General features: G+C 72.6%; 11 protein-coding genes and 1 tRNA gene. 6 read left to right on the top strand and 6 right to left on the bottom strand.

The annotated features are described in order from the left end of the window. Window positions 1-54: 54 nt before the first annotated feature. Complete coding sequence (locus tag ACGFMP_RS05585) at window positions 55-1,461, top strand: M1 family metallopeptidase (protein WP_393670477.1); 1,407 nt, start codon at window positions 55-57, stop codon at window positions 1,459-1,461. Between the two features lie 20 nt (window positions 1,462-1,481). Next, window positions 1,482-2,315: a pentapeptide repeat-containing protein gene (locus ACGFMP_RS05590; protein WP_393670478.1), complete on the top strand. Its 834-nt coding sequence runs from the start codon at window positions 1,482-1,484 to the stop codon at window positions 2,313-2,315. Between the two features lie 142 nt (window positions 2,316-2,457). Here ACGFMP_RS05590 and ACGFMP_RS05595 read toward each other — a convergent pair. Then, a tRNA-Lys gene (locus ACGFMP_RS05595) sits at window positions 2,458-2,531 on the bottom strand. Window positions 2,532-2,631: 100 nt separating this feature from the next. Continuing rightward, a complete protein-coding gene (locus tag ACGFMP_RS05600; protein WP_393670479.1) occupies window positions 2,632-3,387 on the bottom strand; it encodes an IclR family transcriptional regulator in 756 nt (251 codons plus the stop codon). Window positions 3,388-3,722: 335 nt separating this feature from the next. Here ACGFMP_RS05600 and ACGFMP_RS05605 point away from each other — a divergent pair, with 335 nt between their 5' ends. Both ACGFMP_RS05605 and ACGFMP_RS05610 read left to right on the top strand, forming a co-directional pair. After that, window positions 3,723-4,874 (top strand): LLM class flavin-dependent oxidoreductase, encoded by a 1,152-nt coding sequence (locus ACGFMP_RS05605; protein ID WP_393671331.1) that lies wholly within the window; start codon window positions 3,723-3,725, stop codon window positions 4,872-4,874. 251 nt (window positions 4,875-5,125) lie between these two features. Then, window positions 5,126-6,886: a glycosyl hydrolase family 18 protein gene (locus ACGFMP_RS05610; protein ID WP_393670480.1), complete on the top strand. Its 1,761-nt coding sequence runs from the start codon at window positions 5,126-5,128 to the stop codon at window positions 6,884-6,886. Between the two features lie 90 nt (window positions 6,887-6,976). On the opposite strand, the gene ACGFMP_RS05615 is transcribed toward ACGFMP_RS05610, so the two are convergent. Next, a complete protein-coding gene (locus tag ACGFMP_RS05615) occupies window positions 6,977-8,755 on the bottom strand; it encodes a putative bifunctional diguanylate cyclase/phosphodiesterase (RefSeq protein ID WP_393670481.1) in 1,779 nt (592 codons plus the stop codon). A gap of 436 nt (window positions 8,756-9,191) precedes the next feature. Between ACGFMP_RS05615 and ACGFMP_RS05620 the strand changes: the two genes are divergently transcribed. Both ACGFMP_RS05620 and ACGFMP_RS05625 read left to right on the top strand, forming a co-directional pair. Then, window positions 9,192-10,385 (top strand): M6 family metalloprotease domain-containing protein, encoded by a 1,194-nt coding sequence (locus ACGFMP_RS05620; RefSeq protein WP_393670482.1) that lies wholly within the window; start codon window positions 9,192-9,194, stop codon window positions 10,383-10,385. Further along, window positions 10,360-11,640, top strand: coding sequence for a M6 family metalloprotease domain-containing protein (locus ACGFMP_RS05625; RefSeq protein WP_393670483.1), 1,281 nt, complete (start codon window positions 10,360-10,362; stop codon window positions 11,638-11,640). Before ACGFMP_RS05620 ends, ACGFMP_RS05625 begins: the two co-directional genes overlap by 26 nt. A gap of 14 nt (window positions 11,641-11,654) precedes the next feature. Here ACGFMP_RS05625 and ACGFMP_RS05630 read toward each other — a convergent pair whose 3' ends face one another. The 3 genes from ACGFMP_RS05630 to ACGFMP_RS05640 all read right to left on the bottom strand — a co-directional run bounded on the left by ACGFMP_RS05630 (window position 11,655) and on the right by ACGFMP_RS05640 (window position 13,538). Then, window positions 11,655-12,083, bottom strand: a complete 429-nt coding sequence (locus tag ACGFMP_RS05630; RefSeq protein WP_393670484.1) for an OsmC family peroxiredoxin — start codon at window positions 12,081-12,083, stop codon at window positions 11,655-11,657. Between the two features lie 130 nt (window positions 12,084-12,213). Continuing rightward, on the bottom strand, window positions 12,214-12,804 hold the full coding sequence (locus ACGFMP_RS05635) for a histidine phosphatase family protein (protein WP_393670485.1): 591 nt from the start codon (window positions 12,802-12,804) through the stop codon (window positions 12,214-12,216). Between the two features lie 44 nt (window positions 12,805-12,848). Beyond that, window positions 12,849-13,538, bottom strand: coding sequence for a TetR/AcrR family transcriptional regulator (locus tag ACGFMP_RS05640; RefSeq protein ID WP_393670486.1), 690 nt, complete (start codon window positions 13,536-13,538; stop codon window positions 12,849-12,851). Window positions 13,539-13,747 lie beyond the last annotated feature (209 nt).

Below are 13,747 nucleotides of genomic sequence, written 5' to 3' on the forward strand. Positions count from 1 at the left end.
GGTCGTCGTGTACCTGCCACCAACGGCCTTTCCACCCCGCGCTGGAGGACCCCTGTGCGCAAGAGAGTGATCGCGTCCGCTGCCGCCGCCCTCGGCTTCCTGCTGGTGATCCCGGCGTCGGCCGCCGACGCGGGACCGGGCGCGCCCGGCATCGGCGACCCGTACTACCCGACGTACGGCAACGGCGGCTACGACGTCTCCCACTACGGCCTCGACCTCACCTACCAGCCCGCCACCGACACCCTCTCCGGCACCGCCACCCTGGAGGCCACCGCCACCCAGGGCCTGACCAGCTTCGACCTGGACTTCGCACTCACCGTCAGCAAGGTGACCGTGGACGGCCGCCCGGCCCGCTTCGCCACCAGCGGCGAGCAGGAGCTGGTCGTCACCCCGGCCCGCCCGATCCCGCGCGGCCACCGGATCACCGTCGCCGTCAGCTACGCGGGGGTGCCCTCCGGCGTGCAGCGCTACGGCTTCACCTCATGGCAGCGCACGGCCGACGGCGGCGTCGCGGCCAACGAACCCGAGTCCGCCTGGTGGTGGTTCCCCAGCAACGACCACCCGCTGGACAAGGCCACCTACGACGTGAAGGTCCGGGTCCCGGCCGGGGAGCAGGCCATCAGCAACGGCCTGCTGGTCTCCCAGCACACCGCGGGCGGCTGGACCGGCTACCACTGGCGGCAGACCAAGCCGCAGGCCACGTACCTGGCCACCCTCGCCCTCGGCCACTTCGACATCACCCGCAGCCGCACCCGCACCGGCGTGCCGGTGATCAACGCCTACAGCACCGCCCTGCCCGCGGCCACCGCCGCCAACGCGCGCGCGGGCGTCGAGCGCACCGCGGAGATCATCGACTTCCTCAGCGGCTGGTTCGGCCCCTACCCCTTCGACGCGGCCGGCGGCTACGTCCCCGACGTCCCCTCGCACTTCTCCCTCGAAGCGCAGACCCGGGTCTTCTACAGCCCATCGGTCTTCGCCACCACCGACGGCATCGGCACCGTCGCGCACGAGCTGTCCCACCAGTGGTGGGGCGACGACGTGTCGCTCGCGCGCTGGTCCGACATCTGGCTGAACGAGGGCTTCGCCAGCTACGGCAGCTGGCTGTGGGCCGAGCACCAGGGCGGGGACAGCGTCCAGCAGGCCGCCCGCCGGATCTACGACGCCCACCCGGCCGACGACCCGTTCTGGACCGTGGAGCCCGGCGACCCGGGGCCGAGCAAGCAGTTCGACGACGCCGTCTACGACCGCGGGGCCGTCGCCATCCAGGCGCTGCGCACCACCATCGGCGACCGCGCCTTCCGCGCGCTGCTCAAGGCCTGGCCCGCCCGGCACCGCTACGGCAACGGCACCATCGCGGAATTCCGCACCCTCGCGGAGCAGCTGTCAGGGCAGGACCTGGGCGGCTTCTTCCACGACTGGCTCTACACCCCCGCCAAGCCCGCGGCACTCCCCGGCGGGTGACCCCCGCCTGATACGGCACCATGGACCCGGGCGGAGCAGGCGAAGGGACCGACGTGGAGCACACCGAGCTGCAGGCGGACTGCGGCAACTGCTTCGGGCTGTGCTGCGTCGCACTCGCCTTCACCAGATCCGCCGACTTCGCCCGGGACAAGGCCGCGGGGGAGCCCTGCGGCCACCTCGGCGCCGACCACCGCTGCGGCATCCACGACCGGCTCCGCGACCGCGGCTACGCCGGCTGCACCGTCTACGACTGCCTCGGCGCCGGCCAGAAGGTCTCCCGGCACACCTTCGCGGGCCAGGACTGGCGGGGGTCAGCGGACGGCGGCCGGGCCATGTTCGCGGTGCTTCCCGTGGTGCGGCAGCTGCACGAAGTGCTCCGCCACCTCGCCGAGGTACGCGCCCTGCCCGCCGCCGCCGAGCTGCACGCGGCGGCGGCCGCCGCGGCCGAACGCGTCGAGGCGCTGAGCCTCGGCGGCGCCGACGACCTGCTCGCCCTCGACGTCGCGGCCGAGCGCGCCCGGGTCGGCGAGCTGCTGCGCTCGGCCTCCGCGCTGGCCCGCGCCGGCTTCCCGCGGCGCAGGAACCACCGCGGCGCCGACCTGATGGGCTCCCGGCTGCGCGGCGCGGACCTGCGCGGGGCCGACCTGCGGGGCGCCCTCGCCATCGGGGCCGACCTGCGCGCGGCCGACCTGCGGGGCGCGGACCTGCTCGGTACGGACCTGCGCGGGGCCGACCTGCGGGGCGCGGATCTGCGCGGCGCCCTCTTCCTGACCGCGCCGCAGCTGGCCGCCGCGGCGGGCGACACGGCGACCCGGCTGCCGGCCGGCCTGGCGCACCCGTCCCACTGGTCGTGAGGCCCAGGCCCGTCGCGGCCTGAAACGTGCCGGGCCCCGGCGCCGGCGCACCCGGGGCGGTGGCGGTCCCGGGGCGGTGGCGGTCCGGGAGCGCGAGAAAGGCCCCCCACATGCCGTGGGAGGCCTTCCTCGTCCTGCGAAGTGCGCCGCCAGGGACTCGAACCCCGGACCCGCTGATTAAGAGTCAGCTGCTCTAACCAACTGAGCTAGCGGCGCAACAAGAAGAAGTATACGGCCTCCGGGAGCGCCCTCGGACCACCCCCCTGCGCCCGCGGAACACCCCCGCAGGGGCGCCGCCCGCGCGGGGGGATCCAGGTCAGATGCTCATCGACAGCAGGACCGGCGCGGCCCGCTCGTTGAGCGTGTCGACGGCCGGCTTGAGGCGGTGGGCCTGGGCCAGCGGCATGGAAAGCGCCAGGCAGGCGACGGTCTTGCCTATCGTGACCGGGATCGCCGCGCACACGGTGCCGACCGCGTACTCCTGGAGGTCGAGGGTGGGGACGCTGGCCGGCTGGCGCTCGAGCTTGGTGAGCAGCGCGCGGTCGTCGATCTCGGTCCGCGAGGTGAGCCGGGCCGGGCGGTGCCGGGAGAGGTGTTCGAGCCGGCTGTTGTGGTCGAGCTGGGACAGCAGGCACTTGCCGACCGCGCTGGCGTGCGCCGCGGAGCGGAAGTCGACCCACTCGTTGACCTTGGGCGCGTTCGGGCCGTCGGCGAAGTCGATGATGCGGACCTCGCCGTCGTCGTAGCGGCTGAAGTACACCGCCGCGCCGACCTCGTCGCGCAGCTCCACCAGGATCGTGCGCAGCTTCTCCGCCAGCGCCTCGTCGTGGTTGGCGGCGCCGAGCAGCACCAGGGTCTCGCCGAGCACGTATCCGCCGCCGGGCAGGAAACCCAGGTAGCGCTCGCGTTGCAGCATGGTCAGGAGCTGGCTGAGGTACGCGACCGGCACCCCTATCTCCCGGGCGAGCTGCTCTGCGGAGACGCCGTGCCGGTGGGTGTCGACGGATTCCAGCACGCGCAAAGCGTGCTGGACCGCGTAGACCGGCGCGGTCTGTCGGTGCTCTAGCGCCACGGTAGCCCCCTGCAGGTGTGACCGTTTGCGTCCCGGTTGTCGCTGCTGGTCACGGTTGGGACTCGAAGGGGTCTCAACCGGCAGCTCGACCGGATTCCACGATAGCCCCAATACCAGTGCCGGTAGGGGCGGTTGGTGAGTTCCTCGGAGCCTCGCAGGCGTATATGCAGGAAGGGGCCTGTCTGGCATATGCCAAGGTCACTGCCCGATTGTGGAAAGTGCGGAATCGGCCCCGGGAACAACCGGATGAGTACTCCGGTTGTGCTTGCAAAGGCTTTCCGTGCGCTGCCGTGCACGGGCGGATGATCAAGGAGGCGCTTGCTGTGGGTGACGACGTGGTGCGGGACGGCGGCGGCGACGGCGGTACGGGTTCCGGCCCGGCCGGGGGCGCCGGGCACGGAATCCGCGGCACGGTCCGCGGCACCGCTCCCGTTCCGCTGTCGGTGCTCGACCTGGCGGGCGTCGGTGCCGGGCTCACGGCCGGCGACGCGCTGCGCAACAGCGTCGAGATCGCCAGGACCGCCGAGGCCCGCGGCTACCACCGGATGTGGGTGGCGGAGCACCACTCGATGCCGGGTGTCGCCAGCTCCTCGCCCGCGGTGATCCTGGCGCACCTGGCCGCCTTCACCCGCACCCTGCGGCTCGGCTCCGGCGGGGTGATGCTGCCCAACCACGCGCCCCTGGTGATCGCCGAGCAGTTCGGCACCCTGGAGGCGCTGGCCCCCGGCCGGATCGACCTCGGCCTGGGCCGCGCGCCCGGTACGGACGGGGCGACCGCGGCGGCGCTGCGCAGGACCGAGTCGCTGCACGAGGGCGCCGACGAATTCCCCCAGCAACTGGCGGAGCTCATCCGCTTCCTGGACGACGACTTCCCCGAGGGGCACCGCTACGCCCGGATCCACGCGGTGCCGGGGCCGGTGCAGGGCAGCGCGGCGGGCGGGGTGCAGTCGGCGGACCGGCCCAGCATCTGGCTGCTCGGCTCGTCCGGCTTCAGTGCCCGGCTGGCCGGCGCGCTCGGCCTGCCGTTCTCCTTCGCGCACCACTTCTCGGCCGCCAACACCGTGCCCGCGCTCGCCCTCTACCGCGAGTCCTTCCGGCCGTCGGAGGTCCTGGACCGCCCCTACGCCTCGATCGGGGTCGCCGCGCTGGCCACCGAGGACCCCGAGCAGGCCCGCCGCCAGGTGCTGGCCGGGGCGCTGGGCATGCTGCGGCTGCGGACCGGCAGGCCGGGGCTGGTTCCGACGCCCGAGGAGGCGGCGGCCCATCCGTTCAGCCCGATGGAGCGGGATTTCGTGGACTCCTGGATGGCCAACATCGTCCACGGCGACCCGCGGACGGTCACGGCAGGGCTCGACGAGCTCGTCGAGCGGACCGGCGCGGACGAGCTGGTGATCACCGCCAACGCGCACACGCCGGCCGTGCGGCTGCGCTCCTACGACCTCATCGCGGACGCCTACGGCTTCCCGAAGGACATCGCGGCCGGTTAAAAGGGGGTTTCCCGGCCCCCGGTGGTCCAACCTCGGACCGACCGCGGGCCGTGCCTTAACCGAGGGTTAAAGCCGCTCGTCACCCGGTTGACGAGCGGCTTTGCTCATGTCGTGAACAATCTGCGGGCCACCCAGGGCCGCCAATTGGTCTAGTCCTGGCTTTGGTTCAGACCATTGACGTGCACTTGATCAGAGGACTATCCATACCCCACAGCCCTCTGTTGTTCCTCCCTCTCCCCCCGGAGGTTCTCGTGCAGTCCAGGAAGAGAGCGCTGGTGGCCGCCGCCACCAGCGCCGCGCTCGCCCTCGGCGCGTTCACCGCGCTGGTCGGCGGCCTCGGTACCGCCCAGGCGGACACCACCGCCGCGAAACCCGCCGCCGCCGCGGCCGCCGCCGCGAGCAGCGGCGGGGTGAAGATCGCGTACTACGACCAGTGGAGCGTCTACGGCAACGCGTTCTACCCCAAGAACCTCGACACCGAGGGGATCGCGGGGAAGCTCAACATCCTCAACTACTCCTTCGAGAACATCGATCCGGTCAACCTGACCTGCTTCGAGGCGACCAAGGCGTCGGACTCCACCAACGAGTCCAACCCCAACGCCGGTGACGGCGCGGGCGACGCCTTCGCCGACTACCAGAAGTCCTTCGGCGCCGACATCAGCGTCAACGGCACCGCCGACACCTGGAACCAGCCGATCGTCGGCAACTTCAACCAGCTCAAGCAGCTCAAGGCGAAGTACCCGAACCTCAAGATCGTCGCCTCGATCGGCGGCTGGACCTACTCGAAGTACTTCTCCGACGCGGCCGCCACCGACGCCAGCCGCAAGAAGCTGGTCAGCTCCTGCATCGACATGTTCATCAAGGGCAACCTGCCCGTCCAGGGCGGCTACGGCGGCACCGGCAGCGCGGCCGGCATCTTCGACGGCTTCGACCTGGACTGGGAGTACCCGGGCTCGCCCGGCGGCCACACCGGCAACCACTACAGCCCGAACGACACCGCCAACTTCACCAAGCTGGCAGCCGAGTTCCGCACCGAGCTGGACGCCTACGGCTCCGCCAACGGCGGCCGGAAGATGCTGCTGACCGCGGCCCTCCCGGCCGGCCAGGACAAGATCGCGAAGATCGAGACCAACAAGCTCGGGCAGTACCTCGACTACGCGAACATCATGACCTACGACATGCACGGGGCCTTCGAGACCAACGGCCCCACCAACTTCCAGGACCCGTTGTACCAGTCGCCCAGCGACCCCTCGGCGCCGATCGCCCCTGGCACCGAGAAGTACAGCACCGACCACGCCATCACGGCCTGGACCACCGGCGACGCGGCCTACGGCATCCCCGGCGGCTTCCCGGCCAACAAGATCACCCTGGGCTACCCGACGTACTACCGCGGCTGGTCCGGCGTGTCGGCGGGCAGCAACCACGGGCTCTACCAGCCCGCCTCCGGCCCCGCCGCCGCCCGCGGCCTCAGCCAGGTCGCGGGAACCGCGTACTACAAGGAACTCACCGGCGTGGTCGACAACCCCGCCGACACCTTCTACGACGCGGCCTCCCAGACCAACTGGTTCTACAACGGGAACGAGTTCTGGACCGGACTGGGAAGCCAGGCCATCCAGGCCAAGGCGAACTACGCCCACTGCAAGGGCCTGGCCGGCTCGATGATGTACTCGCTGCTCGACCTGGACCCGGCGGCGACGCTCTTCAACAAGATCGTGACGGCGACCAACGGGTCCGCCTCGGGCTGCGGCACCACGACCCCGCCGACCACCCCGCCCACGACGCCCCCGACCACCCCGCCGACCACACCCCCCACGACCCCGCCGACGACGCCCCCGACCACCCCGCCCGGCGGCACCTGCACCCTGCCCTCCTGGTCCGCCTCCGCGGTCTACGTCGGCGGCAACCAGGTCTCCTGGAAGGGCCACAAGTGGAACGCCAAGTGGTGGACCACCAACGAGGAGCCCGGCACGACAGGTGAATGGGGCGTCTGGCAGGACCTCGGCGCCTGCTAGCACCCCCGGGGGTCCGCCCCCGACGGGCCCGCGTCCTCCCTCCCCCCGAGGACGCGGGCCCTGCGTGCTGCGGGGCCTCGCGGCCCCGGCCTACCGCAGCAGGCCGGAGATGACGTCGGGGCCGACCGGCCGGGAGTAGTGCCAGCCCTGGCCCGTGTCGCAGCCGATCCTACGCAGCCGCTCGGCCTGCTCCGCGTTCTCGACGCACTCGGCCGTCACCGTCAGGCCCAGCCGGTGGGCCAGGTTCACCAGCGCCTCGACGATCGTCTCGTCCGCCGGGTTGGGGTGTTCTGCCGAGCGGAAGCCCTGGACGAAGGAGCCGTCGAGCTTCAGCGCGGAGACCGGCAGCCGGCTCATGTAAGCCAGGTTCGAATAGCCGGTGCCGAAGTCGTCGATGGCGATGCGCACGCCCATCTCGTGCAGCGCGTGCAGCGCCTGGAGGGGCCGCCCGGCCGAGCCCATCACCGCGGACTCGGTGAGTTCGAGTTGCAGCAGCCGCGGAGGCAGCCCGGTCTCGGCGAGGATCGCCGCCACGTCCGCGACGAGGTCGGAGTCCCACATCTGGCGGACTGCCACGTTGACGCTGACCACCAGCGGCGTTGCCGGGTGGGCCAGTTGCCAGGAGCGGGCCTGCCGGCAGGACTGCGCGAGCACCCAGCGGCCCAGCTGCACGATGGAGCCGTCCTCCTCGGCCAGCCCGATGAAGCGGTTGGGGGCCAGCCGCCCGAAGTGCGGGTGCTCCCAGCGGACCAGCGCCTCCACCCCGCGCAGCTCACCGGTGTCGAGAGCGACGAGCGGCTGGTAGTCCAGCACGAACTCGCCGCGCTCCACGGCCTGCCGCAGCGTGCGGGACAGCGCCTGCCGGGTCATCCGGTGCTCGTTGCGCTCGGGGTCGAAGAGCGTCCAGCGGGCCTTTCCGTCGGCCTTGGCCCAGTAGAGGGTGGTGTCGGCGGCCTGCATCAGGCCGGTGGCGGAGCTGCCGGGCGCCTCCCGCTCGACCACCCCGATGCTCGCCGACACCGCGAGCCGCTGCCCGGCCACGTCGAAGGGCTGCTGAAGCGCGGTCAGCACCGACTCGGCCAGTGCCGTGGCCTGCCCGGTGCCGGTGGAATCCCTTACCAGCAGGGCGAATTCGTCGCCGCCGAGCCGCGCCACCAGGTGCCCGCCGGGCTCCGCGCAGGCCAGCAGCCGGCGGGCGACGGCGGCGAGCAGCTCGTCGCCGACCCGGTGGCCGAGGGTGTCGTTGACGGCCTTGAAGCCGTCGAGGTCCAGATAGCACAGCCCGATCCGGCCGGTGCCGCGGCCCGGCGCACTGTCGCAGGCGTCGGTGAGCCGCTCGAAGAACAATGACCTGTTGGGCAGCCTGGTCACCGGATCGTGCATCCGCAGATGCCGCAACTGCTCGCGCAGCGCGTCGCGTTCGCCGATGTCCTCGACCGTCAGCAGCAGCGGGCTGGCGCCGGTCCTCGAAAGGGTGACCTCCGCGAGCAGTGCCGCGCCGTCCTGCCGGGGGATCCGCCGGGTGCAGCGCAACCGGTCGCGGCGGCCGGTGAGCACGTCGTGGAAGGCGGCCCTGGCGTGCGGGTCGCCCGCGAGGCCGAGCAGCGCCCCCGCCCCGACCGCCGCCAGACGCTCGGGCGCGGCGCCCAGCAGCGTGGCCAGCGCCGGGTTCGCGGCCAGCACGTCCCCCTCGGGGGACAGCAGCGCCATCGCCGATCTGGCCACCGCGAAGGCGGCCCGGTAGTCGCGCAGCTCTGCTTCGTCGCGTGCCGCCGTGCCGCGCGGGCGTGGGGCAGAAGTATGACTCTGCGTGATGACTTGTGCTGTGCTGTCGGGGTCGACGCCGGGGCCGCCCGCGGGTCCGCCCATGGCCTGCTCCCCGTGTTGCGCTCGTCTCGCACGCGATCATATGGGCTGGCGGAGCAGGCGATCCAGCGTCGCCGTGGTGATTCTCCGCACGAGTACCGGCCGCCCGACCGATTCTGCGCGGTTGGACGCCGGTCCTGATCGCTTCACCTGCACTGTTACGGAACGTAATGCCGTAGGCCGTGCAGGTGTTCGCCGGTGCCGGTCGCGCACGGACCACCCGTGCGGAGCAGTCGAACCCCGCATAGCACCACAATCCATAGCAAGGTGGTCGAGGTGTCCCGAACGGGCTCACGAACCCTCCCCGGAGGTCCATGTGCGGCGGCCAGGCATCTCGGCAGGTGATACGCGGGGCGCTGGAAGCGTCCGGGACGCGCGTGGCGCCGCGAGCGCGCCCTGGCGCTCGCGCGGGGCGCGCTCAGCGGCCGCCGCGGCCTGCGTGTTCGGCGCGCTGGTCGCCTGGACGCTGGCCACCGGACCGTCGGCGCACGCCGCGCCCGCCTCCGCCGCCTGCCTGCTGCCGCGCACGCCTGTGCACCACTCCGAGGGCGTGGACAGCGCCCCCGGCGGCTACGCGAAAGCCGTCGGCGACGTCAGGGCGCTGATGGTCTTCCTGTCCTTCCCCGACGCCGCGCCCGCCCTGACCCCGCGGGAGGTCGCCGCCGACCACTACCCGGCGACAGGCGACTTCTACGCACAGGCGTCCTACGGGAAATTCCGCCTCCACCTGCACACCGTCGACCGGTGGCTGCCCATGCCGCGGTCCGCGACCGCCTACGCCATCAGCCGCGACTGGCCGGCCGCGGACCGTACCGCCTATCTGCGCGACGCGCTGACGGTGGCCGACCCCGCCGTCGACTTCAGCGGCTACGACGTCGTCTACCTCGTCGCCGACCCCGACGCCCCCGGCGTGGACTCCGACGCCACCAAGGTCGTCAACCTCGCCGCGCCCGTCACCCTCGACGGCAACCCGCTGGCCCGCCTGGTGACCGTCTTCGAACGGCACCCGCCGGACCGCAACGTCCTCGCCCACGAGACCGGCCACGTCTTCGACCTGCCCGACCTCTACTACCGCCCGCCCGTGGGCAGCAACGCCGACTGGGACACCCACGTCGGCGACTGGGACCTGATGGGCAGCCAGTTCGGCCTGGCCCCCGAGCCCTTCGCCTGGCACAAGTGGCGGCTGGGCTGGCTGGCCCCCGACCAGGTCGGCTGCATCACCGGCACCGGCACGACCTACCACGACATCAGCCCGGACGAGACCCCCGGCGGCACCAAGCTGCTCGTCGTACGCACCGGGCCCGACAGCGCGCTGGCCATCGAGGCCCGCAGCGCCACGGGCAACGACGCGGGCACCTGCAGGGAAGGCGTCCTGCTCTACCGGGTGCGCTCCGACCGCGAGTCGGGCGACGGGCCCATCGACGTCCTCGACGGCCACCCCGGCCACTCCGCCTGCGCGGCCACCTCCGTCTACCCGCCGCTGGCCGACGCCCCGCTCGGCGTGGGGGAGTCCTACGCGCTGCCCGGCGGCACCACCCGGGTCACCGTCACCGGCCACGAGCCGGGCGGCGACTGGGCCGTCAAGGTCACCGAGAGCCTGCAGGGCGGTGACGGTGCCGGCCGCCCCGGGTAGCACGCCGGGCGGTCTGCGGCGGCTCTCCGCGCGGGCCGCCCGGATGGCGGCGCTCGGGGCCGCCGGGCTGCTCGCCGTGGGCAGCTCGGTCTCCTCGGGGGCCGGGCCGCCCGCGATGCCCGCCTCCCCGCCCGCCGCCCGCCCCTGCGCCCTGCGCGCCGTCCCCGGCGTGGCCATGTCCGAGGGCTTCACCGACTCCACCGCCCGCGGCCCCGACGCCGAGTTCGCCCCGTCCGTCGGCACGGTCCACGCACTGACCCTGCTGATCGACTTCTCCGACGCCCCCGCTCCCTACAGCGCCCGCGAGCGGTACGCCGAGTTCTTCCCCGCGGTCAAGCAGTGGTACGCCGCCGCGTCGTACGGGAAGCTGGACTACGAGTCCACCCCGGTGCTGCGCTACATACGCATGCCGCGGCCGTTCACCGCGTACGGGATAGGCCGCGGCTACGGCTGGGACGCCCACACGGCGATGATGCGCGACCTGCTCAAGGCCGCGGACGCCGGCATAGACTTCCGCGGCTACGACCTGGTCAACGTGCTGGTCACGCCCAACGCGGGACCGCCCGCAGACGAGGCGGTGCTGTCCGTCACCTGGACCGGCGCCTCGGCCGCCACCACGGACGAGGGCGCCCACCTCAACAAGGTGTCGCTCATCTACGGCCACGACCAGTCCGGTTCACGGGTCCTCAGCCACGAGAACGGCCACGCCTTCGGGCTGCCCGACCTGTACTCCGCCGCCGACTTCCAGCGCACCGACACCCTCGCGGGCCAGTGGGACACCATGTCGCTGGACTGGGGCCTGCAGGGCGACCTGTTCGCCTGGCACAAGTGGCGGCTCGGCTGGCTGACCGACCGGCAGATCGACTGCGTCAGGTCCCGCGGCAGCGCCACCTACCGGCTCAGCCCGGTGGAGATGCCCGGCGGCCGGAAGGCGGTGATCATCCCCTACGGGCCCACCCGGGTCTTCGTCCTCGAAGCGCGGGCCGCCGTCGGCGACGACCACGACGCCTGCCGGCAGGGAGTGCTCGCCTACCGGATCCGTACCGACATCGACTCGGGCCAGGGCCCGGTGACCGTCGTCGACGGCCACCCGGGCACCTCGGCGTGCGACTTCAGCAGCGGCGCCTTCAACTCGCTCAACGACGCGCCCTTCGCCGCGGGCCAGACCTACACCGACGACGCCGCGGGCGTGTCCTTCAAGGTGCTGGGACGCGACGCGGCGGGCGACTGGTCGATACGCGTCACCCGCCGCTGACCCGGCCGCTCGGCTCAGCTGAGCAGTTCGGCCTCGAGGGTGATGTTCACGCCCGCGAGCGCCTTGCTGACCGGGCAGTTCGCCTTCGCGTCCTGCGCCGCCGCCTCGAACGCCTCGGCCGAGAGACCCGGGACGCGGGCCTTCACCGACAGGGTGATGCCGGTGATGCCCTCACCGGGCTGGAAGGTGACGTTCGCCACGGTCTGCACGGTCTCCGGCGGGGTGCCGGCACCGGCCAGGCCGTGCGACAGCGCCATCGAGAAGCACGAGGAGTGGGCCGCGGCGATCAGCTCCTCGGGGCTGGTCTTGCCGTTGGCGGCCTCGGCGCGCGAGGCCCAGGTGATGTCGTAGGTGCCGACGCCCGACGTGTCGAGCGAGACGGTGCCTGCGCCGCCGATCAGCGCGCCCTTCCACTGGGTGGTCGCGGTGCGGGTCGTTGCCATGGTGAAGCCTCCATCGATTACGTACCGTCGGTCCGCGGCTCCCGCCGCCCTCCGAACGCTACCGGGTCCGATCGGCCGGCCGGTGTCACCGTTCCGACCTGCGGGTGACGGCCGGGATCCGGCCGCGGCACTAGCCGAGATGGCCGGTGTCGTTCCAGCGCTCGACGGCCGGCTCGCCGTACGCCCAGCCGAGGATCGACAGCGACGCGGGATCCAGCCGCAGGGCGGCGCCGAAGGACGGCGGCAGGCCGAGCCAGCGGGCGCCCAGCATCCGCAGCACATGGCCGTGCGCGAAGACCAGCACGTCGCGCTGCGCCGACCTGGCCCAGGCGACCACGTCGTCCGCGCGCACCGCCACGTCGTCGGGCGACTCGCCGCCCGGCACGCCGTTCCGCCAGATGTTCCAGCCGGGCCGCAGCGCCTGGATCTCGGCGGGCTTGAGGCCCTCGTAGTCGCCGTAGTCCCATTCGAGCAGCGCGTCCCACTCCTTGGCGCCGGCGAAGCCCGCCTCGTGGCAGGTGTCGGCCGCCCGGCGCAGCGGGCTGGTGCGCACCTCGACGTCGCGCAGGCCGTTCCAGGGTGCGCCCGCCAGCCGGTCGCCGAGCAGCCGCGCGGTCCTGCGGCCCTCGTCGGTCAGCGGGATGTCGGTACGGCCGGTGTGGCGGCCGGACAGGGACCATTCCGTCTGGCCGTGCCTGACCAGAAGGATGCGCGCAGCCATGCAGGGCGGCCTCTCGTGAGGGGGCGGAAAACCCCCATCATCGCTCAGACCTGGGCCTGACCGCCCAGCAGCCCCCGCAGCAGGCCGTCGAGTCCGTACTCGAACTGCACCGTGCCCTCGCTCTGCGTGCACAGCAGCTCGGGCGCGTGCTCGACCAGCGCCGGGTAGGCGTCGCTCGGCAGCGCGGCGATCCTGGCCCGCACCCGGTCCCTGACGCCGTCCTCGCACAGCGCGCGGGCGCGCCGCGTGTTCCACAGCGCGGAGCCCACCGTGTACTGCATCAGCGCGACGTGCGCGTGCGCGGCGTCCGCGCGGCCGAGCCCCGCCCGCCGCAGCAGGCCCAGCATCCGGTCGATCAGCGCGATCGCGTCGTCGCCGCGCAGCGGCCGGCCCGCCAGCAGTTCGAGCGCGGACGGATGGTCGGTGAACAGCCGGTACACCCCGACGCACACCTCGCGCAATTCGGTTCTCGGATCGTCGGAACCGCCCGGCGGAAGCTCTATCGTGTCCAGGAGCCGTTTGGCGACGGCGTCACTGAGTTCGTCCTTGCCCCGGAAGTGCGAGTAGACGGCCATCGTGCCGACACCGAGCTGCTGGGCGAGGCCGCGCATGGTGAAGGCCTCGGCGCCGTCGCGGTCGAGCAGGGTGATGGCGGCATCGAGGATACGGTCGGGGTTGAGCGAATTGCGCGGGGCGCGGCGCCGTGGGGGGCGGACCGGCTGGGTGACGGACATCGGACTCTCTTGTTCTCGTCCTTCGCTGCTGTGCCGCTGTTTCGCTCGGCAGCTGCACTTCGATGATTGGTTACGGCTCGCGGGAGGCAACCCGGGGCGGTGCGCCGGGCGTCCTCCGCCTTGCATACCCCCACCACGGAAGGTTGAACACCGTACGAGCGTTGAACCCCGGGGAAACTCGGGATTCCCACGCCGTGGCCGGGGCGGTG

This window comes from Streptomyces sp. NPDC049040 (genome assembly GCF_043197715.1).
Classification (GTDB): Bacteria; Actinomycetota; Actinomycetes; order Streptomycetales; family Streptomycetaceae; genus Actinacidiphila.